This is a genomic window from Blastococcus colisei, assembly GCF_006717095.1.
Taxonomy (GTDB): domain Bacteria; phylum Actinomycetota; class Actinomycetes; order Mycobacteriales; family Geodermatophilaceae; genus Blastococcus_B; species Blastococcus_B colisei.
Map to the genome: position 1 here is coordinate 1,074,145 of NZ_VFQE01000001.1, position 25,943 is coordinate 1,100,087.

A 25,943-nucleotide genomic window follows, 5' to 3' on the forward strand; every position below is an offset into this window, starting at 1 on the left:
GTGGGACAGGTTGCGGACCACGTGACCCGCCTGCGCGAGATCACCGACCCCTATCGATGACCGGTGTCCGGAGCAGGGGTCAACCCAGGCTGAGCAGGCGCTCCACCAGCGGGTCCACCGCGCCGCGGACCGCGGTGTTGAGGTAGACGAAGACCGCGATCGCGACGAGGAAGGCCGGCACCAGAACCGCCTTCTCGACGAAGGCGCCGGTGCGCAGGTGGATCGGCGCCAGCCGGCTCCGGCGGACCAGCCAGACGATCGGGACCGGCACGCCCTCCTTGGTCAGGAAGTCGCCGGCGATGTGAGTCAGGACGCCGACCCCCACCGCGTAGGGCAGCCAGGCCGGGCTCGGGCTGTGCTCGAGCAGGTACCAGGCGCCGCCCCACGAGAGGAGCAGGTTTCCGATGACGGTGTTCTCCGCCCGGCCGGGGATGACGAAGTGCAGCGCCCGCAGGGCCAACCCGATGGCGAGCGCCAGCAGCAGCAGGCTCGACCAGTAGGCGCCGGCCGCCAGGTGGGCGAGCAGACCGAAGACCGCCGGCCCGAGGATCGCGTCGTGCGTGCCCCAGCGGTGACCGCGGGCCACCGTGCCGACCGCGCCGGAGGGGACGTCGGTGAACGGTCCCCACATGCGCGAGATGGTCGAGCCCCGCTGGTCGAGGTCGGGGAGCATCGCGAAGCCGCCCGCTGCGGAGATCCAGGCGACCTGGGCGACGGTGCCCTGGACGGGTGCCCACGGCAGGGTCGCCGCACCGGCGGCTAGGCCGGACAAGGCATGCGAGTGGCCGAGCACGCGCACAGGGTGACGCCCGGACGAGGCGCGTCGGGATAGGCGCGCGGTCGGCCGACCGCAACTTCGGGGAAGTCGCGGCCTGGTCGGTGGATCAGGCAGCGACTTCCCCGAAGTCGTCGTTCAGTCGTCGAGGTCGGCGTCGTCCGTGCCGCCGCGGGCCAGCCAGGTGGCCAGCCGCTCGACGGGCACCTCGAAGTCGGGGAACTGGTCCACGAACGCCTGCATCTGGTCGGCCAGCCAGGCGAGGGTGACCTGCTCCTCGCCCCGCCGCTCGGCCAACTCCTCGAGTCCGCGATCGGTGAAGTACATGGTTCGGGTCCAGGTGTGCCGGCGGCTAGTCCGCGAAGGCCTCGGCGACCAGCTGCCGCTGCTCGAGGTCGTGCACCTTGGCCGAGCCGACCGCGGGACTCGCCGACGCCCGCCGGCTGACCCGGCGGAACGTCCGGCCCTGCGGCAGGTGCTCGGGGAGGTTGACGGCCATGAACTGCCAGGCGCCCATGTTCATCGGCTCCTCCTGCACCCAGACGACGTCGTTCGCGTCCGGGTACCGCTCGAGCTCGGTCCGGATCTGCTCGGCCGGCAGCGGGTACAGCTGCTCGACCCGCACGATCGCGGTGTCGGCGCGGCCATCGGACTCCCGCTGCGCCATGAGGTCGTAGGCGACCTTGCCGCTGCACAGCAGCACCCTGCGGACGGCGGACGCGTCGAGCGGGTCTCCACCGACGCCGGTGTCGGGCAGCACCGGGCGGAAGCTCTGCTCGGTGAAGTCCTCGACCGGGCTGACCGCTGCCTTGGCGCGCAGCAGCGACTTGGGCGTGAAGACGACGAGCGGCCGGTGCACGTCCGAGAGCGCCTGGCGGCGGAGCAGGTGGAAGTAGTTGCCGGGGGTGGTGCAGTTGGCGACGGTCATGTTGTTCTCCGCCGACAGCTGAAGGAACCGCTCGATCCGGCCGCTGGAGTGGTCGGGGCCCTGACCTTCGAGGCCGTGCGGGAGCAGCATGACGACGCCGGAGCGCTGACCCCACTTGGCCTCGCCGGAGCTGATGAACTCGTCGATGACCATCTGGGCGCCGTCGACGAAGTCACCGAACTGGGCCTCCCACAGGACGAGGGCCTTCGGGTTGGCGACCGAGTAGCCGTACTCGAAGCCCAGCGCGGCATATTCGCTCAGCAGCGAGTCGTAGACGAAGAACTTCGCCTGGTCGTCGGTGAGGCTGGCCAGCGGCGTGTACTCGGCGCCGTTCTCGCGGTCGATGAGCACCGAGTGCCGCTGCACGAACGTCCCGCGCCGGGAGTCCTGACCGGCCAGCCGGACCGGGATGCCCTCCATGAGCAGCGACCCGAAGGCCAGCAGCTCGCCCATGGCCCAGTCGACGCCGCCCTCGCTGGCCATCGCCGCGCGCTTCTCGAGCATCTTCTGGAGCTTCGGGTGCGGGGTGAAGTCCGGCGGGAAGGAGACGTGGGCGTCGCCGATGGTCTTGAGGACCTCGGGGGTGATCGCCGTGTCGACCTGGGACTCCTGCGGCGTGCGGGGGTCCATGACCGGCTCGGGCTTGGAGGAGTCCTGCGCGTCGTGGGTCTCGGCGAACGCCCGCTCCAACTGCCCGCGGTAGTCCTTGAGCGCCTCCTCGGCCTCCTGCAGCGTGATGTCGCCCCGGCCGACCAGTGCCTCGGTGTAGAGCTTCCGGACCGAGCGCTTGCGGTCGATGATGTCGTACATCTGCGGCTGGGTCATCGACGGGTCGTCACCCTCGTTGTGCCCGCGCCGGCGGTAGCAGACCAGATCGACGACGACGTCCTTCCTGAACGCCTGCCGGTACTCGACCGCCAGCCGGGCGACCCGCACGCAGGCCTCGGGGTCGTCGCCGTTCACGTGGAAGATCGGCGCGTTGACCATCCGGGCGACGTCGGTCGAGTACAGGCTCGAGCGCGCAGCCGTCGGGCTGGTGGTGAAGCCGACCTGGTTGTTGATCACCACGTGCACCGTGCCGCCGGTGCGGTAGCCGCGCAGCTGGGAGAGGTTCAGCGTCTCGGCGACGACGCCCTGGCCGGCGAACGCGGAGTCGCCGTGCAGCAGGACGGGCAGGACGGTGAAGCCCTCCTCGCCCTTGTCGATCATGTCCTGCTTGGCCCGGACGATGCCCTCGAGCACCGGGTTGACCGTCTCGAGGTGGCTGGGGTTGCTCGCCAGGGACACGGCGATCTCGGTGTTCTCGCGGAACGGGTTGCGGAACTTCCCGGTGGCGCCGAGGTGGTACTTCACGTCGCCGGAGCCCTGGACGGTGCCGGGGTCGATGTTGCCCTCGAACTCGCCGAAGATCTTGGCGTAGCTCTTGCCGAGCACGTTGGCCAGGACGTTGAGCCGGCCGCGGTGCGCCATGCCGATCGCGACCTCGTCGAGGCCGTGGTCGGTGCCGGCGATCAGCACCTCGTCGAGGATCGGGATGACCGACTCGCCGCCCTCGAGGCTGAACCGCTTCTGGCCGACGTACTTGGTCTGCAGGAAGGTCTCGAAGGCCTCCGCGGCGTTGAGCCGGCCCAGGACGTGCTTCTGCTTCTCGCGGTCGGGCTGCTCGTGCTTGACCTCGATCCGCTGCTGGAGCCACTCGCGCTCCTCGGGATCGGTGATGTGCATGTACTCCACGCCGACGGTGCGGCAGTAGGAGTTGCGCAGCACGCCCAGGATGTCGCGCAGGGCCATCAGCCGCTCGCCGGCGAAGCCGCCGACCGGGAACTTCCGGTCGAGGTCCCACAGGGTCAGGCCGTGCTGGAGGATGTCGAGGTCGGGGTGGGTGCGCACCTTGAACTCGAGCGGGTCGGTGTCGGCCATGAGGTGGCCGTTGCGCCGGTAGGACTCGATGACCTCGACGACCCGGGCTTCCTTGTCGATCTGCCCCTCGCGGGTGATCCGGACGTCCGGCATCCAGCGCACCGGCTCGTAGGGGATCCGCAGCGACCGGAAGACGTCGTCGTAGAAGCCGTCCTCACCGAGCAGCAGGGCGTGCAGCCGGCGCAGGAAGTCGCCGGACTCCGCGCCCTGGATGATCCGGTGGTCATACGTCGAGGTCAGGGTGATGATCTTCGACACGGCCATCTCGGTCAGCGCGTCGGGGTTCATCCCCTGGAACTCGGCCGGGTACTCCATGGCGCCCACGCCGATGATCGCGCCCTGGCCGGCGGTGAGCCGCGGCACCGAGTGGTTGGTGCCGATCGTGCCCGGGTTGGTCAGGCTGATCGTCGTGCCGGAGAAGTCCTCCATCGTCAGCTTGTTGGCGCGAGCCCGCCGGATGATGTCCTCGTAGGCGGCCCAGAAGCCGGCGAAGTCCATCTCCTCGGCGGCCTTGATCGAGGCGACGACGAGCGACCGGGAGCCGTCGGGCTTCGGCAGGTCGATGGCCAGGCCGAAGTTGACGTGCTCGGGCTGCACCAGCACCGGCTTGCCGTCGACCTCGGCGTAGGCGTTGTTCATGTTCGGGAAGTCGTCGAGCGCCCGGACCAGCGCGTAACCGATCAGGTGCGTGAAGGAGATCTTCCCGCCGCGGGAGCGGGCGAGGTGGTTGTTGATGACGATGCGGTTGTCGGCGAGCAGCTTCGCCGGTACCGCACGCACGCTCGTCGCCGTCGGCACGGTCAGCGAGACGTTCATGTTCTTGACCACGGCGGCGGCCGCGCCGCGCAGCGGTGACTGGGAGCCGGCGGCCACCGGGGGAGCGGGGCTCTTGGCGGCCGGCTTGTCCGCGGGCTTGTCCGCGGCCTTCTCCGCCGGCTTGTCGGCGGGCTTGTCGGCGGCCTTCCCGGCCGGCGCTGCGGCGGCCGGCTCGGGGGCGGGCGCCTTGGGGGCGGGCGTGTTGTCGCGGGCGGGGGCCGGCGAGGCAGGGGACGTGGCCGCGGGCCGGGCGGCGGCAGGGGCTCCGTCGCGTGCGGCGGCGGGCTCCTCGCGGTCCGCGCCACCGACGGGGCCACCGGGCCGGTAGTCGGCGAAGAACTCGTGCCAGGCCTGGTCCACGCTCGAGGGGTCGGCCAGGTACTGCTGGTACATCTCCTCGACCAGCCACTCGTTGGTGCCGAATCCGGCCACCGGGGAGGAGGACGCGGAGGAGGGCCGGGATGAGCTCACGCTTGACACGGGGTCGAGTGCCTTCTTCGTCTGTGGGCGGCGTCTGGTGCAGTGGTCTGGTGCAGTCGTCTCGGCCGCGGCGTGGCCGCAGGCCGGAAGTGCGGAGCCTGTGGACATGGCTGGACCGGGTGTCGAGTCTACGCCGGGTCGGAGGCGCTGACCGGGTGTGACAGTCCTAGTCCGCGGCACCGTGTGACACGAGCAGCTGCGCCAGGGCGTCGTCCGCCGTCGCCCGGGCGGAGTCGCCGCGCCGGTGACGGGCCGCCGACACCCTGCTGATGTCCAGAGCGCTCGCGCCGTCGTTGGTGGTGGCGTTGACGTCGGCGCCCGCGGCGAGGAGCACCCGGACGACCTCCAGAGAGTCGTCCGCGCCGCCGGTCACGGCGGCGTGCAGCGGCGCCCGCCCGGTGTCGGGATCGCGACGGTCGACGTCGGCGCCGGCCTCCAGGAGCAGCCTCACCAGCTCGAGCCTCGAGCCGCCGGCCGCCGCGTGCAACGCTCCGCCGTCGGCATCGGCACCCCGCTCGAGCAGCAGCCGCGCGGCGGCCGGGGCCCCGCCGAGAGCTGCCCAGGAGAGCAGGTCCAGACCGGACCCCGCGTCGCTGAGCGATGCGCCGTCGTCGAGGTGGGCGGTGAGCTCGTCGAGCCGGCCCAGGTAGGCGGCACTCGGGGCGTCGAGGACGGCGCCCAGCTCGAGGAGCGACGGCACCAGGACCGGGCAGAACTCCAGGGCGACGTGCAGCGGCGTCCGGTGGTGCTCGGTGCGCGCGTCCAGGTCCGCGCCGGCGTCGACCAGGACGCGCGCGATGTCTGCCCGGCCCTCCGCGACGGCGACGTGCAGAGGGGTCCAGCCCCCCTGGCCGTCCCGCTCGACGGTGCTGCCGAGCAGTCGGGGCGTCGACGCGATCGCGGCCTGCACGGCGTCGATGTCGCCGGCGGCGATCAACCTGCCCAGCCGCTGTGCGGTCATGCGAGTGGTCACGCGTGTCCTTCGGTGTCGGGGACGGAGGGGCGATCGGCCACGTCCAGGTAACCACCTCGAGCCTGCGCGAGGCGGCCCTCCTACCCGACCCTCGCACGCTCGGGCCGGGTCCGGGAGGGGGCCTTCGTTCAGACGACGTCGCGCCGCACGGCCAGCAGGGTGCCCAGGAGCGCGGCGAGCAGGCCGTAGCCGACCAGCAGCAGGCCGCCCTGCCAGGCGCCCAGGAGGTCGGGCCCCTGGAACGTCGCCGTCATCGCCTCCAGCCCACCTCCCGGCATCCACTTGTAGGCCCCTGACGTCGCCGGGATCGAGCGGATCACCGGCTCGACGACGAAGAGGTACACCAGCCCACCGACGATGGCGCCGACCTGGTTGCGCAGCAGCGCCCCGATGCCCACTCCCATCAGGGCGTAGATGACCAGCGCGAGGCCCGAGGTGCCGATCACCTCGAGGTTGTCGCCGGTGAGGGACGGCGCCGCACCCCTGGCGCCCGCGTAGAGCCCGACCACGAGGAGGTTCACGCCCAGCAGGATCAGCGCGAACGGGACGGCGACGAGCGCGTAGGCGATCAGCTTCGCCACCACCACCTTCCAGCGGCGGGGAGTCGTCAGGAAGGTGGGGGTCGCGGTGCGGTGCCGGTACTCCTGCGTCATCCCGATGATGCCCAGGATGAGGAACAGCACGGTGGCGTTGGTCGCCTGCGCCAGCGCGACCTGCTCGAATTCCGCCGTACCGACCGGGGGGAGCCCGCTCTCCGCGTTGCCGGCGAAACCGGTCAGCAGCGCAGCGAAGCCGCCCACCATGACGCATGCCCCGAGCAGCAGCCCGAGCCAGACCTTGGTGGTGAACAGCTTGGTCCACTCCGCACGCACCAGGCGGATCATCGGATGGCCTCCTGAACGGTCGGCGAGGGCGCGGCGAACTGCTCGGAACCGCTGGTGAGCTGGAAGTAGATCTCCTCGAGGCCGCTGGTGCGCGAGCGCAGTTCGTGCAGCTCGATGCCGGCGGCGAACGCCTGGCGCCCCACCTCGGCCGGGGTCGACCCGGAGACGGTGAGTGTGCCGTCTTCGTGGATCACCTGCGCGCCGTCGGCAGCCAGCACCTCGGCGAGCCGGGCGACCTCCGGGCTGCGGACCAGGACCGTGCCGGCGCCGTCGGCCCCGGAACGGAGCTGCTCCATGGACCCCTCGCGGACCAGCCGGCCGGCGCCCACGATGACGACCCGGTCGACGGTCTGCTCGACCTCCGACAGCAGGTGGCTCGAGACCAGCACCGTGCGGCCCTGGTCGTGCGCGAGGTGGCGGAGGAAGCCGCGCAACCACTGGATGCCCTCGGGATCCAGGCCGTTGGCCGGCTCGTCCAGGACGAGGACGGAGGGGTCGCCGAGCAACGCCGTGGCCAGCGCGAGCCGCTGCCGCATGCCGAGCGAGTAACCCCCGGCCCGGCGGTCGCCGGCATCTGCCAGGCCCACCTGCACCAGGACCTCGTCGGCCCGGGAGAGCGGGAAGCCCGCGGCCCGGCAGTACACGCGCAGGTGGTTGCGACCGGAGCGCGCCGGGTGGAAGGCGGTCTCCAGCACGGCCCCGACCGTCCGCAGCGGCTCGGCCAGCGAGGTGTACGGAGCGCCGTCGAAGGTCGCCGTCCCCGCGTCGGGGTGCATGAGGCCGAGCAGCATCCGCAGTGTCGTGGTCTTGCCGGCGCCGTTGGGGCCGAGGAAGCCGGTCACCGATCCCGGTTCCACCGTGAACCCGAGGTCGGAGACTGCGCGCACCTGACCGAAGGACTTGCTGAGTCCGCGCACCTCGACCCGGACGGGGTCGACCGTTCCGGTGCTTGCGATGGAAATGATGTCTCCTCGTCGTGGGCCGCGGGGTCCTCCCCATCCAAACGCACCGGGGGTTGCGCCCGGGAGCCCCCGGGTGCCCTGGCGTGCCGACGTCCACCGGGGCGAGATGATCTCGGCGTGACCCCTGGCACACGCCTCACATAGAGTGCGCGCCGTGAGCGAGACCTCGAACGCCTACCGGACGGTCGTCGTCGGGACCGACGGATCGGAATCCTCCCTGCGGGCCGTCGCGCGGGCGGGCTCGCTGGCCGGCGCGTGCGGCGCCACGCTGGTGATCGCCTGCGCCTACCTGCCCGCCGAGGCCGACGACCGCGAGCTGGCCCGCGCCCAGGACGTGCTCCGCGACGAGGCGTACCAGGTCGTCGGCTCGCACCCCGCCGAGGACACCGTGCGGACGGCGGCGGAGCGGGCCGGTTCCGCGGGGGCGACGAAGGTGAAGACCGTGGCGGTCCAGGGCTCGCCGGTGGAGACGCTGCTCGACGTGGTCCGCCGCGAGAGCGCCGACCTGCTGGTGGTCGGGAACCGGGGCCTGGCCGGCATCAAGGGGCGCCTGCTCGGCTCGGTGCCCGCCGACGCGACCCGCCGCTCGGAGTGCGACGTGCTCGTCGTGCACACGACCGACTAGGTCGCCGGACGCCCATGGACGACCCGGGGGAGGGCCCCGGCCCGAGTGCCCGTGAGGCGCTCGAGCAGCTGCTGCTCGACGGGCCGCGGCGGTACACCCGCCTGCAGGTCGCCGAGATGGCCGGCATGGCGTCGCAGCGCACCCAGCGGCTGTGGCGGGCGCTCGGCTTCCCGGACGCCGCCGACGACGACCCCGCCTTCACCGACGCCGACGTCGCCGCCCTCGGCGTGCTCTCGGAGCTGATCGACTCCGGTTTCGTCGATGCGGCCACCGAGGCCTCGATCGCCCGGGCCATGGGGCAGGCGCTCTCCCGCCTCGCCGACTGGCAGGCGGACATGCTCGCCGACGCGCTCATGCGGACGGGGCCGGACGGCGAGCGGCGGCCCGCCTCCCCCGAGGAGGCCGTCGCGGTGGCCCAGGCGCTCCTGCCGAGGATGCGCGACATCCAGAGCTACGTGTGGCGGCGGCACCTGGCCGCCAACGCCGACCGGCTGCTGGCCGTGTCCGCCGGGCAGGGCGACCGGCGGGTACTGGCCGTCGGGTTCGCCGACCTGGTGGGTTACACGTCGCGCAGCCGCGGCATGGGCGGCCGGGAGCTCGGGGCCATGGTCGAGGACTTCGAGAGCACGGCGACCGAGGTCATCGCGCGGCACCGTGGGCGGGTGGTGAAGACGGTCGGCGACGGCGTGCTGTTCACGGTGGCGTCGCCGGGCGACGCAGCGGAGATCGGGCTGCTGCTCCCCGAGGCCTGGGACACCGAGGAACGGCCGCCGCTGCGCGTGGGTGCGGCGTACGGGACAGTGCTCACCCGCCTCGGCGACGTCTACTCGCCCGTGGTGAACCTGGCCAGTCGGCTGACGTCCCTGGCGCGCCCGGGCGCGGTGCTGGTCGACCGCGACCTCGCGGACCGGCTGCGCGACCATCCCGGCTACCGCGTCCGGCCGCTGCGCCGGGTGTCGGTCCGCGGGTACGACCACCTCCAGCCGTGGTTGGTGCGGCGCCGCCCGACGGGGGACGACGCCCCGGCCGCGCCGGACGCCTACGACGAGGACTCCTTCGACGACGAGGGGTGACCGGGTGGCACGCTCTGCTCCATGAGCGCCACCCTCGTCGCCCGCGGTCTGGCGGCCGGACACGGCGCCCGCGTGCTGTTCTCCGGTCTCGACCTCGTCGTCGCCCCCGGTGACGTCGTCGGACTCGTCGGCGTCAACGGGGCGGGCAAGTCCACGCTGCTGCGCACGCTTGCCGGGGAGCTGGCGGCCGAGGCCGGATCCGTCGTCGTCAGTCCGCCGACCGCCACTCTCGGATACCTGCCGCAGGAGCACGAGCGCCGGGAGGGGGAGACCGTCCTCGACGCGCTCGCGCGGCGCACCGGCGTGGCTGCCGCCCAGGCCGCGCTGGACACGGCGACCGACGACCTGGCCGCCGGCCGCGAGGGCGCTGACGACGTCTACGGCGACGCGCTCGAGCACTGGCTCGCCCTCGGCGGCGCCGACCTCGACGAGCGTGCGGCGGACGTCGTCGCGGAGGTGGCCCCCGGTGTGGAGCTCGCCGCACCGACGGCGTCGTTGTCGGGGGGACAGGCGGCCCGCGTCGGCCTGGCGGCGCTGCTGCTCTCCCGCTACGACGTCCTGCTGCTCGACGAGCCCACCAACGACCTGGACCTGGCGGGGCTCGACCAGCTGGAGCGGTTCGTCACCGGTTCGCGCGCGGGCATCGTCGTCGTCAGCCACGACCGCGAGTTCCTGGCCCGCACGGTCACCCGGGTCGTCGAGCTCGACCTCGCGCAGCAGCTCGTGCGGGTCGTCGACGGGGGGTACGAGGCGTACCTGACCGAGCGCGAGGTGGCCCGCCGGCACGCGCGCGAGGAGTACGAGGAGTTCGCCGACACGAAGGCCTCGCTCGAGGCGCGCGCACGGATGCAGCGCAACTGGATGGCCAAGGGCGTCCGCGACTCCATCAAGAAGCCCAAGGACGGCGACAAGCACATCAAGGCCGCCAATCGGGCGTCGTCGGAGAAGCAGGCAGCGAAGGCGCGGCAGACCGACCGACGGATCGAGCGGCTGGAGGTGGTGGAGGAACCGCGCAAGGAGTGGGAGCTGCGGATGGAGATCGCCACCGCACCCCGCGCGGGCGCCGTGGTGGCCACCCTGCGCGGCGCGGTCGTCCGACGTGGTGACTTCCGGCTCGGTCCGCTCGACCTCCAGGTCGACTGGGGCGACCGGGTCGCCATCACCGGCGCCAACGGCTCGGGGAAGTCCACGCTCCTGGCCGCCCTGCTCGGCCGCGCGCCGCTGGACGAGGGCACCGCCTCGCTCGGGCCGGCCGTGCGGATCGGTGAGATCGAGCAGGCCCGCAGCCGGTTCTTCGGTGCCGAGCAACTGCTGGACGCGTTCTCCGCCGAGGTGCCCGACTGGCCGACGGCGGAGGTGCGCACCCTGCTGGCCAAGTTCGGGCTCGTCGCCGACCACGTGCTGCGCCCCGCCGCGACCCTCTCGCCCGGCGAGCGCACGCGGGCGGGCCTGGCCCTGCTGCAGGCGCGCGGGGTCAACGTCCTCGTGCTCGACGAGCCCACCAACCACCTCGACCTGCCGGCGATCGAGCAGCTCGAGCAGGCGCTGGCCGGATACCCGGGCACGCTCCTGCTGGTCACGCACGACCGCCGGATGCTCGAGGCGGTCGCGACCACCCGCCGGCTCGAGGTCGCCGACGGGCGGGTCACCGAGCGCTGACCGGCTCAGCCGGGTGCGTCCAGCTCGTCGGCGATGCCCACCGTGTCCATGCCGGCCCACGTCTCGGACACGTGGTGGGCCAGCACCATCAGGTCCCGCAGCTGACCACCGCGGTCACGGATGTGATCGCGCAGCAGCGCCTCTCCGGAGAACCCCAGGTCGGTGAAGAGCGCCAGCGCCGCCCCCTGCTCGGCCACCACCTCCACGACGAGCTTCGACAGGCCCGACGAGACCGCCTCCACGAGGGCGCGGCGGGCCAGTTCGCGTCCCAGTCCGCTGCCCCGCCGGGACGGGGAGACGACGAGGCGCACCTCGCCGACGTGGTCGGACCACCCGGGCAGTGGCCGGACGGCGACGTAGCCGGTGACCTCCTCGGCGTCCGGACTGCCGTCGACGGCCACCCAGCGCCCGCCCGGTGTTTTCGCGGAGGCCCAGGAGCGGACCGTCTCCGGATCGGTGACCTCCTCCTTGATGAAGGTGAGGTCGCCGTCGGGCAGTGCCTCGAAGAAGCGCAGCAGCGCGTCGCACCGCTCCGGTCCGAGCTCCACGACCGCCATGTCACGCCTCCTGACGCGCGTCGTCGCCGAGGAGGTCGCTCCGGCGGCGGACGAAATCGATGATCGTGGGCACCGTCGTCCTGGCCGCCGTCCGGCCGACGACCAGCCCCATGTGGCCGGCGTCCAGGCGCAGCTCGTGCTTGTCCGGCGAGCCGACCAGGTCGATCAGCGGCGCCGTGGCGTCCGGCGGCACGATGTGGTCGCGGGTGGCCCGCACGGTCAGGAACGGCACCTGGATGTCGGCGAGGTGCACCGGATCCCCGCCGACGGTGAGCCGGTCGGTGACCATGCCGTTCCGGCGCACGAGCATCTCCGCGGTCTCCCGGGCCGCGGCGCCGGGAAAGGGCACGTGGTCGTCCGACCAGCCGGTCATCGCCTGGTAGGAGGAGACGTACTCGTCGTTCCAGAGCTTCTCCCACAGGGTCACGTACCGGGTGACCTCGGCCGTCGGCGTCAGCGACCGGAAGCCCTGCACCACGACCGACGGCGGGACGTTGCCGTCCGCGTCGAGGACGGAGCCGACGTCCATCCCGCCGACGCTGAAGATGTCCGCGAGCGGGCCCATGTGCCGGAAGTCGACCGGCGTCGCCAGCACTGTGAGGCTGCGCAGCGGTGCGTCGGGGTGGTGGGCCGCGTAGAGCAGGGTGAGGTTCCCGCCGAAGCAGTAGCCGAACAGGTTGACCTCGTCGGCGCCGGAGAGCTCGAGGACGCGGTCGATCCCGGCGGGGATGTAGTCGTCGGCGTAGTCCTCCAGCCGGTTCTCCGCGTCCCGCTCGTCGGGTTCGCCCCAGTCGAGCATGTACACGTCGAAGCCGGCCTCCAGCAACTGCTCCACGAAGCTGTTCCCCGGCGTCAGATCGAGGATGTAGCTCTTGCTGACCATGCTGAACACGATCAGCAACGGCGGCCCGTAGCGGACGCCCCCGTAGGTGTCGGGGTCGTTGCGGTAGTGCCAGAGCTGGGTGCGGCCCCGCTGCCAGACGACGTCCTTGGGGGTCTGCCCGACGCCGGGGCGGTCGACGCCGGCGACGAGCTTGATGCCGTTACGGGCGCGCAGGGCGTTGCGTTCGACGTCGCGCCGGACGCGGTCGAGCACCGTCTGCGGGCTGGGCACCGTCGGCATCGCTGTCCTCCGTGGGGGCGGTCGTGGGATGGGCAGTGCCAGGGCGGGACGAGGCACGTCGCCGCTCCTGCTCCAGCTGGATGGTCAGCCGTCGCACCTCGCGGTCGAGCGAGCCGATCTGTGCGCGCAGCCGGCTGATGTCGCTGCCGGCAGGGAGGTTCACCAGGTGCCAGGCGCGCGCCGTGAGGCCCTGGACCGAGCTGCCCGCGACCGTCTGCGCGCGGCGGAGCAGCGCCGTGGCCAGCGAGAAGTAGTCGCTGCGCACCAGGTCCTCGGCGCGCGGGGCGACCGCGCGCTCGGCGGCGTCGAAGGCCTGCCGCCACAGCGGTGCGGGCGGCGGGGGTTTGCGGGGTGCGTTCATCGCCGGCGAACCCCGTGGGTCACCTGCGCGATGTCGGGCACGTGGTCCAACCTGGTCACGATCGTCTGCCTCCCCGTAGAACTGCGGGTCCTCGTGGTCCGGAATGCCGCCCTACCCGCCCGGGAGGTGGCCTACCCCACATCACGGCTACGGTCGCCGGACGGACACGACAGGCAGACAGAGCACGACGAAGGGGAGCCCGACCATGGCAGACCGCACGATCCTGGAGATGTTCCGGCTGGACGGCCGGGTGGCGATCGTGACGGGGGCGTCCTCGGGTCTGGGCGCCGTCTTCGCGCGGACCCTCGCGGAGGCGGGGGCCGACGTCGTCCTCGCGGCCCGGCGCGTCGACCGCCTGGCCGACACGCAGCAGGCCGTGGAGGCCGCCGGCCGGCGGGCGATCTCCGTGCGCACCGACGTGGCCCTGCCGGAGGACTGCCAGGGTCTCGTCGACGCCGCGATGGCGGAGTTCGGCAAGGTCGACATCCTGGTGAACAACGCGGGCATCGGGACTGCCGCGCCGGCCACCCGCGAGACCCCCGAGCAGTTCCGCCAGGTCATCGACGTGAACCTCAACGGCTGCTACTGGATGGCCCAGGCCTGCGGACGCGTCATGCAGCCGGGCAGTTCCATCGTCAACATCTCCAGCGTGCTGGGGCTCACCACCGCGAGCCTGCCGCAGGCGGCCTACGCGGCCAGCAAGGCGGGGCTCATCGGGCTCACCCGCGACCTCGCCCAGCAGTGGACCGGCCGCAAGGGCATCCGGGTGAACGCCCTGGCACCGGGGTTCTTCACTTCCGAGATGACCGATCAGTACCCCGAGGGCTACCTGGAGTCGCAGTTGACGCGCGTGCTCGTCGGCCGCAAGGGCGACCCGGAGGAGCTCGCCGCCGCCCTGATCTTCCTGGTCAGTGACGCCGGCGGGTACGTCACCGGCACGACCATCCCGGTCGAGGGCGGGATGCTGACCAGCTGAGCTCCAGCCCCCGGTCAGCCGGCCCGCTCGATCAGCGCGCCGATGCGGTCGAGGATCTGCGGCCACACCTCGCGCGGCAGGTCGTGCCCCATGCCGTCGACGACGAACAGGTCGGCCTCCGGGATGGCCGCCGCGGTCGACCGGCCGCCGCTGACGTTGACCAGCGCGTCGTCGGACCCGTGGATCACCAGCGTGGGGACGGCGACCTTCACCAGATCGGCGGTGCGGTCAGGGGTGGTGAGGATCGCCGCCAGCTGCCGCGCGACGCCGGCCGGGTCGTGGGCGCGGTCGAAGGAGAGGCCGGCGCGGTCGCGCAGCGCGGACTCGTCGAACTCGAAGCCCGGGGATCCGATCACCCGGTAGGTGTCGATGACCCGCTGGACCGCGGCCTCCCGGTCGCTCGCCGGCGCGGCCAGCAGAACCCCCATGGCGGCCTCGTTCGGTGCGCCGACCGCGGGGTCGCCCGTGGTCGACATGATCGAGGTCAGGCTCCGCACCCGCTCCGGGTGATGGACGGCCACGAGCTGGGCGATCATCCCGCCCATCGATGCGCCGACCACGTGCACGGAGTCGAGCCCGAGGGCGTCCAGCAGACCGACCGTGTCGTCGGCCAGGTCGCTGAGCGCGTACGGAACGGTGGAGGTGTCGCCGCCGAACACGGTGAGGATGTCGGGGGCACCCGCGGCGTGCAGGTGGGTGGAGAGGCCGATGTCGCGGTTGTCGAAGCGGACGACGAAGTGGCCCCGCTCCGCCAGCCCGGCGCAGAAGTCGTCGGGCCAGCCGATCATCTGGGTGGCCAGCCCCATGACGAGGAGGACCGGCGGATCGCCCGCGTCGCCGAAGGTCTCGTAGGCGAGCTCGATCTCGCCCACCTGGGCCCGCTGGATGCCGCTGCTCTGCATGGGCCCGGACGCTAACGCAAGCCGTTGTGCACGGTCACGGGCGGTGCGGCGCGGATCGGATGAGTGCGCCTAAGAGAATCTCTTTCCAGCGCATTGCCCCTGTTCAGACGCCTGGCCGGCGAACAAAATCGTCTACGCGAGCGGTCCGGCGTGTTGGAAGACCGTCCGCGGGTCGTGCTCACGCAGCCGAACCGGAAGCTGTCGCCGGCTGAGATCGATGAGCTGGTGTCGGCGTACGAGGCTGGCACAGCCATCGCGCATCTCAGCAGCCGCTTCGGCATGCACCGGCAGACGGTGCGCTTCCATCTGAAGCGGCGCGGGATCACGCTGCGCTTCAGCACCCGGCTCCTGGAGTCCGCTCAGATCGATGAGGTCGTACAGCGCTACGCCGATGGATCGTCGACCGCCGAGCTCGGTCAGCGGTTTGGGGTCAGCGCGGACACGATCCGCCGTGCCCTGCGAGGGCGTGGTGTCAGGCTGCGTCCGCCGCCGGATCGTCCCCGCCCATAATCAGTACGCCTGGGTGCCCATGCTCTATACCCTGTGGGGACAGACTCTAGGAGGGGACTTCGTACACCCGGGCCCTTCCGAGCGTCCCAAGGAAGTCATCATCATCGGGGTCGCAAACGCCACATATCGCCCCCGTCTTGCCGCACTGACATTACGAGGCGCCTGCCGTAATATAGGGGCTATAATGGAACGGAACATATGTCCAATATTGAACAGCAAATTCTCATCGACTTCGTGTCGGAACTCGTCACGCAAGGCTCAGTTCCTGCATCACTAATCTCCGAGCTGCATGATCGGTTGACTTCCGAGAAGTTGCCGAGCGCCGAGATGCTCCTAACGGTCCTGCGTGACGCAGCCAAGGAGGGAACGCCTTGATTCAGCTTGAGGCCATACACATTGAAGAGTTTCGCGGCATTCGCAAACTCGACCTTAAGCTGGACTGCAAGTCGTTCGTCGTACATGGCCCGAACGGCTCAGGGAAAAGCGGGGTGGTGGATGCGATCGGCTTCGCAATCACCGGTACGATCAGTCGGCTTAGCGGTCCCGGAACCGGCGGCTTGACGGTTCTCAGACACGGACCGCATGTCCACCGACGCGACGATCCCGCTGCCGCCAAGGTCTCTCTGACGATCCGCGATACCACCACGGGCAAGAGTGCAGTGCTCAGTCGCACCATCAAGGCGCCAGGCAGCTTCACGCTGACGCCGGACACAACCGAGATGCGCGAGGCATTGAGGTCCGTACAGGATCATCCTGAGCTGACGCTCTCCCGTCGTGAGATTATCAAGTTCATCCTCGCCGAGTCAGGCAAGCGGGCTGCAGAGGTCCAGGCTCTCTTGAAACTTGAGGGCCTCGAAGAACGTCGGAAGACACTGAAAACCACCTTGTCTCTGGCGTCAAGGGACGTTACTGGGTCGAAAGCCTCACTTGAGGACGCCAGGGACGGTGCGCGCAGGCATTTCGATGTAGCCGATCTCGACGCCACAGAAATCATGAAGGCCGCAAACAAGCGGCGTGATTTGTTGAAGCTTACGCCGCTCCAAGAACTCAGCCTTGACACGGACTTCAAGCAGGGGCTTGAACAAGAGGAGACGCAGACGACTTTCAATAAGGCTTCTGCGACTCGAGACGTGGAAGCCTTGGTGAAAGCCTTAGCGCACTCGGAAGTCATGAACGACAACATCGCGGCGCTGCGACCTGCACTGAGCGATCTCGCGAGCGACGTGACCATCCTTGAGGCGTTGCAGCAGCGGGAGTTCGTGGCCAGCGGTCTTGACTTGGTCATCGATGCAGCGGTGTGCCCGCTCTGCGACACCGCCTGGGAGAATGTTGACGCGCTCCGTCAGCACCTCCAGGAGAAGATCGCGCGTTCCGACGCTGCTGCAGCGCTACAGAAGAAGATCATGACGGCCGGCACGGCTCTGATAGCACAGATTCGCAGTCTTCGAGGGCTCGTGCGAGCTACCCAGCCTCACGCTCTCGCCCATGGCGACGTGCCGCTGCAGCTTGCCTTGGAGCAGGTCTATGAGGATTTTCTGACCGTGGAGACAGCGTTGGGGAGCCCACAGGGAGCGCTTGGGCAGAAGGAACGTGTCGACAGTGACTTGCTTCGTATTCCGGCCGACCTGCAGGACGGGCTCGCCGGCTTGATCAGGACACTGAGGGCTCTGCCGGACAACAGCGCCCGCGTGGATGCGCAGAGCTACCTAGTTCTGGCGGACGAGCGCTGGTCTCAGCTTCGGCTCGCCAAGGCCAAGTATGGGCGCTCCATGGCGGTCAAGTCATCTGCACAGACCATCTACGACGCCTACTGCAAGAGCGTCGACACCGCACTTACGAATCTCTACGAAACGGTAGAAGGCAGCTTCAGCGAGTTCTACCGGCAGATCAACTCAGACGACGAGGCCGCCTTCAAGGCAGAGCTTGGACCAAGTTCCGGAAAGCTCGACCTTGTGGTCGACTTCTACGGGCTCGGCATGTTTCCGCCCGGGGCCTATCACAGTGAAGGCCACCAGGACGGCATGGGCGTCTGTCTGTACCTCGCTCTCGTCAAGCAGCTGCTCGGCGACAGCTTCCGCTTCGCTGTGCTCGACGACGTCGTCATGTCGGTCGACAGCAACCACCGCCGGCAGTTCTGCGAGCTCTTGAAGGAGCGCTTTCCCGACGTCCAGTTCGTGATTACTACCCACGACGAGATCTGGGCCAAGCAGATGCAGTCCTCCGGCCTTATCTCGCGCACGGGTCACGCCCGCTTCTACGGCTGGAACGTCAACGAGGGTCCCGCCGCCGAACAGGGCGTGGATCTCTGGGACCGGATTGACGCAGACCTCGCCAAGGACGACGTAGCCGGCGCCGCGCACAAGCTGCGCCGCGGCCTAGAAGCCATCATGACCGACCTTGCCGAAGCGCTCCGGGCCAGAGTTGCGTATAAGGGGGACGCAAAGTATGAGCTCGGCGAACTTCTGGGATCGGTCACGGGGCGACATGGAGACTGGCTAAGCAAGGCGGCGAAGTCTGCGAACAGCTGGGGGAATGCCGCGGCGAAGCAATCGGTCGAAGAACTCAAGGACTCGCGAAGTAAGGCAGTGCTCGCTCAGCAGAATGAGAACTGGGCCGTCAATGCGCTCGTGCATTACAACGAGTGGGCCTCCATGTCTAAGGCCGACTTCGTCCCAGTCGTGAAGGCTTGGCGGCAGTTTCTCGAACTATTCCAGTGTGACAACGCAGCCTGCGAGTCCTGGATCTACGTGTCGGGCGCGGCTGGCAAAGAGGAGACCCTTCGGTGCGACTGCGGAGTTTATAACCTCAACCTCGTAGGTAAGTAGAGGCGATGCAGCGCACTGATCGTGTCGCCGGTTGGACGGTCGAAAGTCTCGCCCCCTGCGCCTCGGTCCCGAAACTGTCAGCGCTGCCTGAGAGAGTCGGGATGCCCGCAGTTTTTGTGAGACTCGAAGTAGGTAAGCTGGCACGCCGCTCTCTGCATGGCGGTTTACCTGTGGACGAACATTGGAGGTTGAATGTCCGATCACTATGTTTTGCTGGGAGCCGGGTTCTCTCGCGCAATCTGCGACGAGATGCCATTGCTGCATGACTTATCCGAGCAGGTATTCACCGAGTTGGGTTTAAGTAGGGATGCGTTGGCGCCGTTCGGTGGAGATCTGGAGCAATGGCTGTCTCACTTATCGAGCAATCAACCCTGGCTCACCGACCAGGAGAACCTGCGCAACTTAGCTACCTTTAGAGATGCAAGCGAAGCTGTGCACACCTGCATCGTTCGATCCGAGACAGTTGCCGTCGCCTCGCCGATCCCTTCCTGGCTGACGCGGTTGATCTGGCATTGGTGCACACTGAATGCCAACATCGCGACGTACAACTACGACGTCTTACTTGAGACGAGCGTCTCGCACCTGAGCCTGACGAGAACGTGGGCGGATCTCTACGCCATGCCAATCGCCGAAAGGAGGGCGCCAGGGGATGTATCGCAGTACCCGACCGAGCAGCCGCCCAGCTCCGTCCTTCGACTCTTCAAGTTGCACGGCTCAACGAACTGGTTCTACGGCGGCCCTGACGCACCTGTGACCGACCGAGTGGTCATGACCCAGGCTTCTGGTTGGTGGCCTGGCTCGCCAGCGGAACACTCTCTTCCTCGTTCCTCGGGTCGCCAGACCAACCTATACGACGATCTCCTGCCGTTGATCATCCCACCGACCGGTACGAAAGGCGGCTATTACGGTAACCGGTCGCTGCGAGCACAGTGGCAGACGGCATTCACGGCTCTTAAGGCCGCCAAGAGTCTCACTATCATCGGCTATTCCTTCCCGCCGAGTGACCTGGCGGCAAGACACTTCATTGCGAGCAGCCGACTAGCGGTTCCCGTCGCAGTTGTTGACAGGCGTCCTGAGGTCGCGGCTACCGTCGAAGCACTTCTGCCGTCGGCAGCAATCTCCGCATACTCCGGCGAGCAGGCGATAGAGAAGTACGTTGACGACACATGCGGTGATGTCGTCCTCTGGGGTGTGCAGCACAACGCCGCAGGACGCCGATCTCGGTTACAGGTTAACGGCATCGACATTGACCTGAGCGGCGAGGTCAACCCGTACGATCCCGATTTGCCTACGGGGGACCCAGATCCAGCGAGTACGTGGATAGCGCAAGAAGTGGAGCGCAAATACCCTGGCGCAACGCGTGCTGCATTAAGGGATCACTGGCCACGCAGCAATGACGGAACTCTGTGGCAGGGCATTTACACCGGCCCTCGGCAGTCGGAGTGACAAGTTGGCTGGGAGAGCAATCGCTGGCTCGCTAATCCCCGTGGGTAAGCATGCCCAAGTTGATAAGCCTGAATTCCATCGCGCTGCGACTAACCTGAAACTTGCCGGCCAGGACGTCGACTACCTCGCTGTCGGTTCGGTGGCGGCCGCGTACGATCCGATGCAATTCGTCGGTCACTGCAGCGCTTGGCATAAGCAAGCCCGCTGCGAATGCGTTCGCCTCCATCTCCTCCCGGTCCGTGGCTAGGGACGAGACCGAATCTCGAAAATTGACACGGACAGCGCGATCGACAACCAAGCGCTTGCCCTTGTGTAGGACCAAATGCCCAAGTTCGTGCGCGATAGTGAATCGTTGTCGCACTTCGGCATTGTTCGCGTTCACGCCAATAATCGGTGTCTCGCCGGGCTCTCGAAGTAGGAGACCGCTGACAGGCGCCGATGTCAGTAGACGGCAACGAAGCCGAACTCCTCCAGATTCTGGACGAACGGTCAAGCCCGCTGGCGTGGTGTGTGACGACTACCGCGTGATCTTCATGTCGGTCAGGCGCTGAGCGCCGGGATCGTCGTCTGGGTGGGCACCTCCTCGGTTCCGTCGGCGGTGTCGGTGGCCGCCTCTACGTGCAGGGCCCGCTGCTCACCGGGGCCGTCGCACACCACCTTGGTGGACGCCACTGCCGCCACCGTCTCGTCCGACAGCCGCTGGCTTAGTTTGTGTGGCCGGTAGGCGGGCCTGAGGGGCAGCGCTCGCGCCCTGCCCTGTCGCTCGAGGTGCCGCGTCAGCCTGGTGACGCGCTGGACGACGCCGTACGAGTTCGAGTAACGGCGAAGCACTCCTCGACGCCAACACCCGCCGCCTCCAACTCCAACATGCTGGATGCCGGCCGAAGCGACAAGATCGACTTTCTTTCTGAGCCGAGTCTCGGGAGTTGTGCAGACTGTCACGGCCCCGCACCCCCTTCCACAAGCGGCGGCAGATGCTTAGGTTGTCGCTGACCCGGGCGCGTCGCTCGGCCGAGAGATGCGAGGGCGCCGTGAAGACGTGGACGGCTCGGCTGCGGATTCTTGCTGTGACTACGGTATTGATGGTTACTAGCGTGGTGACAGCTGCATCTGCGAGCGCGGATGCTCCCTTGGCACTGCAGGCCTGGTCTGGGTCGGGTACATATGACGAGACACCTGAAGACACCCAACTGGTCTTCGAAGTGCAGGTGACTGGGGGGCCCTTAGTGCCCCGATCCAATATTCAGATCGGGCTACCTTTCAGCTATCTCAATTTCGTTTGTAGGGACCCTGGAACCGGTTCGAATCTCGGCGGCGGTGGCTTTGCTTTCGACGAGGAGGAGGCGGTCTCCGTTGTAGGGGATGTTACAACATATCGCTTGACACTTACTCCAGGTGCGTGGTGGGGAGAGTGTCGGCTAATCAGCGCTATGCTGGTTGCCCAAAGTGGTGCCCAGCAGGAATACCCATCCGAAGATAGCCTCGCGACTCTTGGCTCCCCATTCCTGGTCAAGCAGGGATCATCCACAGATGGCATAGCGCTTTCCTCGTGGAACGCGACTGTAGGGGCCGACCGGTCTGTGATAATCGATCTCACGGTCAGTGGCGGTGGCGGCCTGCAGTCACGGTTCACTGGCGAGGCGAGCGTAATCGGTTACGTGTGCGTGGATGCCGTTACCGGGGAAGATGTGTATGGGCACGGCAGTCTGATAGGCGCGGAGGAACTCGTCTCAGGTAGCACATATCGGTCGGGTCCTCACTCGCAGAACAACCCAGATTACCCGACGCTTAACTGCCATATGAACGCTGCGTACCTGTACGGAAAAGATGGATCGTCGAAGCTCTACTACACGGTCGAGGACCTGCAGGCGGCTGGACTGACTCTGGAATTCTCGATTCCTGGACCGGATGTCGCACCTCGGCCTCCAGTGGATACCACACTCACGTACGTGGCGCTCGGGGATTCCTTCGCTGCCGGAGAGGGGGTCGAGCCTTTCTGGCAGCCACCAGATTACAAGTGCCACAGGTCCCAATTGGCATATCCCCGATACGTAGAGCAACCAGGCGTACCAGACGCCTCGATCTTCGATCGTCTCGGGACCGATGACGTTGAGTGGGGATTTCAGGCGTGCAGCGGAGCTCGAACTTGGCATGTGCTGCCGACTGAAATGGGCGGCAAGGGCAACCACGGCGATCCCCTGCCGCAGCTCGAGCAGAATCGTGCGGCTGACACGGACAATGTGTATGACCTTCCGGTGGATGAGAGTGTCGAGCTGGTCACTATTACAATCGGCGGCAATAACGTTGACTTCTCGTCCATCCTTGGAATCTGCTATTCCAGCTCCGACTGCACTAAGGCTCGGGTGAATGGGCGAGTTCTTGAGGCGGAGATCACTCGACGGCTCAGCGCCCTCGGGCGGGAACTAGACAAGGTATATGCGCAAATCCGTCTCCAGGCGCCTAATGCCCGAATTCTTGTTGCGGGTTACCCGCACCTCTTTCCAGCCACAGCCAAGGAGCAAAATTGCCCGAAGTTGGCTCAACGGCCGTACTTGCGGGGCACCAGGGGGCCGAGCGCCACTCTGGGCTTTAGCCGGAAAGAGCAGAACTTTCTTCGCGGGCAAACCTCACGCCTCAACCAGGTCATCGCCGACCGTGTCAATAATACTCGGTGGGCAGAGTTTGTGCCGGTGGATGCCATCTTCGCGGGTCATGAGGTCTGCGGCAAGAGCGGTGAGTGGATCAACGCCCCACAAGTAACAGCAAGGTGGCCCAGCCCCGTGAATGACCAGTCATTCCATCCGAACGAGCATGGGCACGAGTTGGGATACGCTGCAGCCATCAACGCAGTGCTCCACGGGGTCACCTTCTAGAGGACTGTGGACGCCGCAGGTTGCGATAGGTCAGGAGGCCTGCCGTAACGTCGATGAGAATTGCCGACACTAGCGCACCGTAGGAAATCACCGTCGGCCAGAGGCGAGGTCTGAAGTTCTCGGAGGCAGATGCGCCGAAGCCGCCAAGGGTACCGCCTTGTTCGAAGAACATGGCGAGGGCAATGAAGAATGCGCCGAGGCCCAAGGGAATGGCCAAAGCGATCGCCATCAGCCCTGCCAAGATGCCGGCCTTGAGTCGGCTCATCGTTGGATCGAGGCCAGTAGCTCTAGAGGAATGTTGTGTTCTCACTTAAAAGTAATTATACCGCGACCGTCCGGAAATAGCGCTCCTTTTCGCACCATTATCGTACAAGTCTGGGGCGGATATTGACGCCAGCCCTTACCAGGGCCCGCATGATCGTGCTGGCACCAAAGCCGAGGTGGTCGGCGATGACTCGGACGCTCAGCCCAGCTTCGTAGAGGTCGACGGCCTGTCGTGCCTCATCGGCGGTCAGGCTGTGGCTGCGGGCCGTGATGCCGTGCTGCTTGAGCAGCTTGTTGATCGAGCTATGCGCCAGCCCGAACTGCTCGCCAACTTCGCGGGTAGTGGCCCCAGCCTGATAGGCAGCGAGGATCGTGGGCACCGTGCCGCCAGACAGCCGCTGGCTGAGCTTGTGCGGCTGGTCAGTGCGGGGTGCTGACGTCCGGTCGCCGACCTGCCGTTCCAGATACCGCGTCAGCCGAGCGACCCGCTGCACGACGCCGTAGTTGTTGGAGGTACGCCGAAGCACCTCCACCATGAACGTCTTGCTCGAACCCGCGTCCAAGGACACGGAGGCGAGACTTCGAGAGCGCCGACGCCACCGTGTGCGCCTGGCCCTTCAGCATGTCCCCTCATCGAGACAGGGCTGGCCTCGTCGCGGGTTTGTCAGCCACGGCCGTCGGATTGAAGATCACCGACCTGCCGGTGGTAGACCACCGCCGGTGCTGCGGTTAACCGGCGTCCCGCGGCGGTTTAAGCCCGCGCACCAGTTCGCCGGGGTCGATGCCAAGCCCTCGCGCGATCTTGAGGATGTTGTGCAGCGTTAGATTCCGCCGTCCGCGCTCGACCTGGCCCAGGAAGGTCCAGTGCAGGTCGCAGGCGTGCGCCAGGGCTTCCTGGCTGAGGCCGAGCTCGTTGCGGCGGGTGCGCACCCGCTCGCCGAACTGGGTGGCCGCCTTTGAGACCGGGGCGGGAGAGACGGGCATGGCGGGCCAAGCACATATGGCCCATGACCATGCGGCCAGAGACCATACGTCTCATCCCTTGGTCGGCGTACTGCCCACTGCTGCACTTCCAAGAGCAACCAGCGACGCCTGCGAGCTGGCCGCGCTGTTCGAACGGGTGTTTCCATCGGACAGATGCCCGCGACGGTAGCGGGCCCTCCGCGCCTAGCCAGCTGAAGCGAAGCCATCGTCCGCTGCCGCATGTTCGAGCACCGACCGGATGAGGTACCAGTGTTCATCGTCGACCGGCTCGAACCAGGCCACCTGTTCGCCCGGAGAGTTTCGGTTGGCCGCCAGTTCGGCACGGTTCGCCAGCCGGATCCGCGGCGCGTAGGTTGCCAGCCCCGACACGGTATAGGAGCGACCGTCGAGCACGAACTCGGCGGAATGGGTTATGTACAGCGCACCCCCCGCTTCGGCAATCGATGCCAGGAATCTCGGCACTCCTCCTGGCACGACCTTGGCGCTCAGTGCGGTGTAGGGCAACTGGGCTCGCTCCCCTGACAACGCGTCGGCGACACTGAGCAGGTCTCGCACCACGTCCTGCGACAGCTCCTCCGTGGGGATGGGAATCAGCGTCCGCAAGTGCCGCTGGAGCGCGACCAGTGCCCCGACAAGGCGGCACAGCGGCCCAAGATCGTCTGGCCAGGTCGTGTCCGCTTGGAACCCGCCCAGCTCCGCCGGCCCAGCGCATAGCGTCAGTCGGTCGCCGGGTTGCAGCGTCGCCAGGAACTGTAGGGCCGGCAGGACTTCATGAGGACGTCGCCCAGCCACCGAGCGAAGGGTGACGTGGAGCTGTCCACGGACAGTGCCGTCCTCACGGAGGACCAGACGCACCGCAAGCGCGTCGCTGGCGTCGGCACCCAGCATGGTGCTGCCGTGGCTGCCACCGACGCGCCTCGTGAAGGTCACGGGGAGCGTGACGGCGGGGCGATCAGCCGTCGATGGCTGGAGCGTCAGAGACGCCTGCAAAGGGAAACCCTGCGTGACGGGAATGCTCAGCAGCTCCAGGTCGCCGGCTCGGTCGTCGTCACCCAACAAGCGCTGCGTCGCCTCGGACGCCGCTACGACGTCGAAGCGACTGACATAGCGCCCGGGGATAGCTACCTCGCCACCCACCTCCAAGGTCTCCCTGAGCCGGTCCGCGATGTCGCGCGCTTCCGGATCGTCAGCCGGGAAGTAGAACGTCGGAGTGATTGAGATCGGGTCGTCGACGGGCGCTTCCGGGTGCCTGGGCATGAGCGTCCGCATGCGCCCGCGCGGGCCGGAGCTGAACTCCCATCGCCAGTACGGGGAGATCTCGTCGCCCCGCTCGAGCAAGGCGTCGAGCCGCTGCGACAGGTCGTCGCCCGAGGCCAGGACCGCCTGCTCCATGTTGAATTGGCGCGCTCGCTCCAACAGTCCGTACGTTTCGCCTTCGATGTACGAGATCAGATCGTGCCGGCCAGCGATCCGGCGATCGAGCCAGTCGCGTCCCCACCACTCCAGAGCAACCCCGGGAGCAATGTCGATCAGACCCGTCAGCCAGGCCAGCTCCTTGGGGGTGGGGACGGACCGGGTGATCAGCACCCATCGAGTCGGTGCGTGGAGGTTGACCGCCCGGGCCAGCGACCGCTTCACTTGGCGCCTTTGACTGGTGACGAGACGTCCACAGAACGACTTCACCTCGAAGATGACGAGTCCGTCGGGGCTATCCCACCGCATGTCCTGCGCTTCATCACCGCCCGCGCCGTCGATGGCAGTGACACTGTCGCCAAGTTCATCGCGCAGCAGCATCTGTACCACCCGCTCCAGCCGGTGCGGGTCGAGATCGTTCCATTCGAGCACGGCCTCAGTCTGCGGCAAGGCACCGACAGCATTGCCCAGACTCGGCCGGTTGTCGTCTTCGGTCGCAGAAATTGGTGGTGACCGTACGTCACCGACTGGGCCGCCGCGCCTACCGCTTGGATAGACCTTGCATCCCATGACCTTTCATCCTTATCGTGGTCAAGGCCGGTCGAGGTACGGCC

General features: G+C 68.0%; 24 protein-coding genes. 8 read left to right on the forward strand and 16 right to left on the reverse strand.

Annotated elements, in window-relative coordinates; translation table 11 throughout:
• Positions 1–79 precede the first annotated feature (79 nt).
• From FHU33_RS05110 to FHU33_RS05135, 6 genes are all read right to left on the reverse strand, one after another.
• Entirely contained in the window at positions 80–793 is a 714-nt protein-coding gene (locus tag FHU33_RS05110) for a metal-dependent hydrolase (RefSeq protein WP_142024379.1), read from the reverse strand.
• 120 nt (positions 794–913) lie between these two features.
• The gene (locus tag FHU33_RS05115) at positions 914–1,102 is read right to left on the reverse strand and encodes a DUF6104 family protein (protein WP_142024380.1); all 189 of its coding nucleotides are present in this window, start codon (positions 1,100–1,102) and stop codon (positions 914–916) included.
• A gap of 25 nt (positions 1,103–1,127) precedes the next feature.
• Complete coding sequence (locus FHU33_RS05120; protein WP_246063279.1) at positions 1,128–4,910, reverse strand: multifunctional oxoglutarate decarboxylase/oxoglutarate dehydrogenase thiamine pyrophosphate-binding subunit/dihydrolipoyllysine-residue succinyltransferase subunit; 3,783 nt, start codon at positions 4,908–4,910, stop codon at positions 1,128–1,130.
• 175 nt (positions 4,911–5,085) lie between these two features.
• The gene (locus FHU33_RS05125; RefSeq protein ID WP_142024382.1) at positions 5,086–5,892 is read right to left on the reverse strand and encodes an ankyrin repeat domain-containing protein; all 807 of its coding nucleotides are present in this window, start codon (positions 5,890–5,892) and stop codon (positions 5,086–5,088) included.
• Positions 5,893–6,020: 128 nt separating this feature from the next.
• Entirely contained in the window at positions 6,021–6,776 is a 756-nt protein-coding gene (locus FHU33_RS05130; protein ID WP_142024383.1) for an ABC transporter permease, read from the reverse strand.
• On the reverse strand, positions 6,773–7,693 hold the full coding sequence (locus FHU33_RS05135; protein ID WP_246063280.1) for an ABC transporter ATP-binding protein: 921 nt from the start codon (positions 7,691–7,693) through the stop codon (positions 6,773–6,775). The genes FHU33_RS05130 and FHU33_RS05135 overlap by 4 nt, the downstream gene beginning before the upstream one ends.
• Before the next feature lie 199 nt (positions 7,694–7,892).
• On the opposite strand from FHU33_RS05135, the gene FHU33_RS05140 reads away from it, so the two are divergent.
• From FHU33_RS05140 to FHU33_RS05150, 3 genes are read left to right on the forward strand one after another with little or no spacing between them, the layout of a single operon-like run.
• Entirely contained in the window at positions 7,893–8,363 is a 471-nt protein-coding gene (locus FHU33_RS05140) for a universal stress protein (protein WP_142024384.1), read from the forward strand.
• A gap of 14 nt (positions 8,364–8,377) precedes the next feature.
• Entirely contained in the window at positions 8,378–9,436 is a 1,059-nt protein-coding gene (locus FHU33_RS05145) for an adenylate/guanylate cyclase domain-containing protein (RefSeq protein WP_142024385.1), read from the forward strand.
• Between the two features lie 21 nt (positions 9,437–9,457).
• Positions 9,458–11,095: an ABC-F family ATP-binding cassette domain-containing protein gene (locus FHU33_RS05150; RefSeq protein ID WP_142024386.1), complete on the forward strand. Its 1,638-nt coding sequence runs from the start codon at positions 9,458–9,460 to the stop codon at positions 11,093–11,095.
• A 5-nt stretch (positions 11,096–11,100) separates the two neighbouring features.
• Here the strand turns inward: FHU33_RS05150 and FHU33_RS05155 are convergent, their stop codons facing one another.
• From FHU33_RS05155 to FHU33_RS05165, 3 genes are read right to left on the reverse strand one after another with little or no spacing between them, the layout of a single operon-like run.
• Complete coding sequence (locus tag FHU33_RS05155) at positions 11,101–11,652, reverse strand: GNAT family N-acetyltransferase (RefSeq protein ID WP_142024387.1); 552 nt, start codon at positions 11,650–11,652, stop codon at positions 11,101–11,103.
• A gap of 1 nt (position 11,653) precedes the next feature.
• Positions 11,654–12,775: an alpha/beta fold hydrolase gene (locus FHU33_RS05160; RefSeq protein WP_142024388.1), complete on the reverse strand. Its 1,122-nt coding sequence runs from the start codon at positions 12,773–12,775 to the stop codon at positions 11,654–11,656.
• Positions 12,696–13,136 (reverse strand): hypothetical protein, encoded by a 441-nt coding sequence (locus tag FHU33_RS05165; RefSeq protein ID WP_142024389.1) that lies wholly within the window; start codon positions 13,134–13,136, stop codon positions 12,696–12,698. Before FHU33_RS05165 ends, FHU33_RS05160 begins: the two co-directional genes overlap by 80 nt.
• A gap of 205 nt (positions 13,137–13,341) precedes the next feature.
• Here FHU33_RS05165 and FHU33_RS05170 point away from each other — a divergent pair, with 205 nt between their 5' ends.
• Positions 13,342–14,112 carry an SDR family NAD(P)-dependent oxidoreductase gene (locus tag FHU33_RS05170; RefSeq protein WP_142024390.1) on the forward strand — a complete coding sequence of 257 codons (771 nt, stop codon included), beginning with the start codon at positions 13,342–13,344 and terminating at the stop codon, positions 14,110–14,112.
• 14 nt (positions 14,113–14,126) lie between these two features.
• Here the strand turns inward: FHU33_RS05170 and FHU33_RS05175 are convergent, their stop codons facing one another.
• Positions 14,127–15,014 carry an alpha/beta fold hydrolase gene (locus FHU33_RS05175; protein ID WP_246063281.1) on the reverse strand — a complete coding sequence of 296 codons (888 nt, stop codon included), beginning with the start codon at positions 15,012–15,014 and terminating at the stop codon, positions 14,127–14,129.
• Between the two features lie 174 nt (positions 15,015–15,188).
• Here FHU33_RS05175 and FHU33_RS05180 point away from each other — a divergent pair, with 174 nt between their 5' ends.
• From FHU33_RS05180 to FHU33_RS05190, 3 genes are all read left to right on the forward strand, one after another.
• On the forward strand, positions 15,189–15,524 hold the full coding sequence (locus tag FHU33_RS05180) for a helix-turn-helix domain-containing protein (RefSeq protein WP_142024391.1): 336 nt from the start codon (positions 15,189–15,191) through the stop codon (positions 15,522–15,524).
• 371 nt (positions 15,525–15,895) lie between these two features.
• Entirely contained in the window at positions 15,896–18,349 is a 2,454-nt protein-coding gene (locus tag FHU33_RS05185) for an AAA family ATPase (RefSeq protein ID WP_142024392.1), read from the forward strand.
• Between the two features lie 192 nt (positions 18,350–18,541).
• Positions 18,542–19,795, forward strand: coding sequence for an SIR2 family protein (locus tag FHU33_RS05190; RefSeq protein WP_142024393.1), 1,254 nt, complete (start codon positions 18,542–18,544; stop codon positions 19,793–19,795).
• 31 nt (positions 19,796–19,826) lie between these two features.
• Here FHU33_RS05190 and FHU33_RS26445 read toward each other — a convergent pair whose 3' ends face one another.
• Both FHU33_RS26445 and FHU33_RS05200 read right to left on the reverse strand, forming a co-directional pair.
• Positions 19,827–20,288, reverse strand: coding sequence for an ImmA/IrrE family metallo-endopeptidase (locus tag FHU33_RS26445; RefSeq protein ID WP_142024394.1), 462 nt, complete (start codon positions 20,286–20,288; stop codon positions 19,827–19,829).
• A gap of 47 nt (positions 20,289–20,335) precedes the next feature.
• The gene (locus FHU33_RS05200; protein ID WP_142024395.1) at positions 20,336–20,626 is read right to left on the reverse strand and encodes a hypothetical protein; all 291 of its coding nucleotides are present in this window, start codon (positions 20,624–20,626) and stop codon (positions 20,336–20,338) included.
• A 299-nt stretch (positions 20,627–20,925) separates the two neighbouring features.
• On the opposite strand from FHU33_RS05200, the gene FHU33_RS05205 reads away from it, so the two are divergent.
• The gene (locus tag FHU33_RS05205) at positions 20,926–22,668 is read left to right on the forward strand and encodes an SGNH/GDSL hydrolase family protein (protein ID WP_170182326.1); all 1,743 of its coding nucleotides are present in this window, start codon (positions 20,926–20,928) and stop codon (positions 22,666–22,668) included.
• Here FHU33_RS05205 and FHU33_RS05210 read toward each other — a convergent pair.
• From FHU33_RS05210 to FHU33_RS05225, 4 genes are all read right to left on the reverse strand, one after another.
• Positions 22,658–22,933: a hypothetical protein gene (locus FHU33_RS05210; RefSeq protein WP_142024397.1), complete on the reverse strand. Its 276-nt coding sequence runs from the start codon at positions 22,931–22,933 to the stop codon at positions 22,658–22,660. The genes FHU33_RS05205 and FHU33_RS05210 overlap by 11 nt on opposite strands.
• 97 nt (positions 22,934–23,030) lie before the next feature.
• A complete protein-coding gene (locus tag FHU33_RS05215) occupies positions 23,031–23,501 on the reverse strand; it encodes a helix-turn-helix domain-containing protein (RefSeq protein ID WP_142024398.1) in 471 nt (156 codons plus the stop codon).
• A 160-nt stretch (positions 23,502–23,661) separates the two neighbouring features.
• Entirely contained in the window at positions 23,662–23,916 is a 255-nt protein-coding gene (locus FHU33_RS05220; RefSeq protein ID WP_142024399.1) for a helix-turn-helix domain-containing protein, read from the reverse strand.
• A 183-nt stretch (positions 23,917–24,099) separates the two neighbouring features.
• Positions 24,100–25,761 (reverse strand): hypothetical protein, encoded by a 1,662-nt coding sequence (locus FHU33_RS05225; RefSeq protein ID WP_142024400.1) that lies wholly within the window; start codon positions 25,759–25,761, stop codon positions 24,100–24,102.
• Between the last annotated feature and the right edge of the window lie 182 nt (positions 25,762–25,943).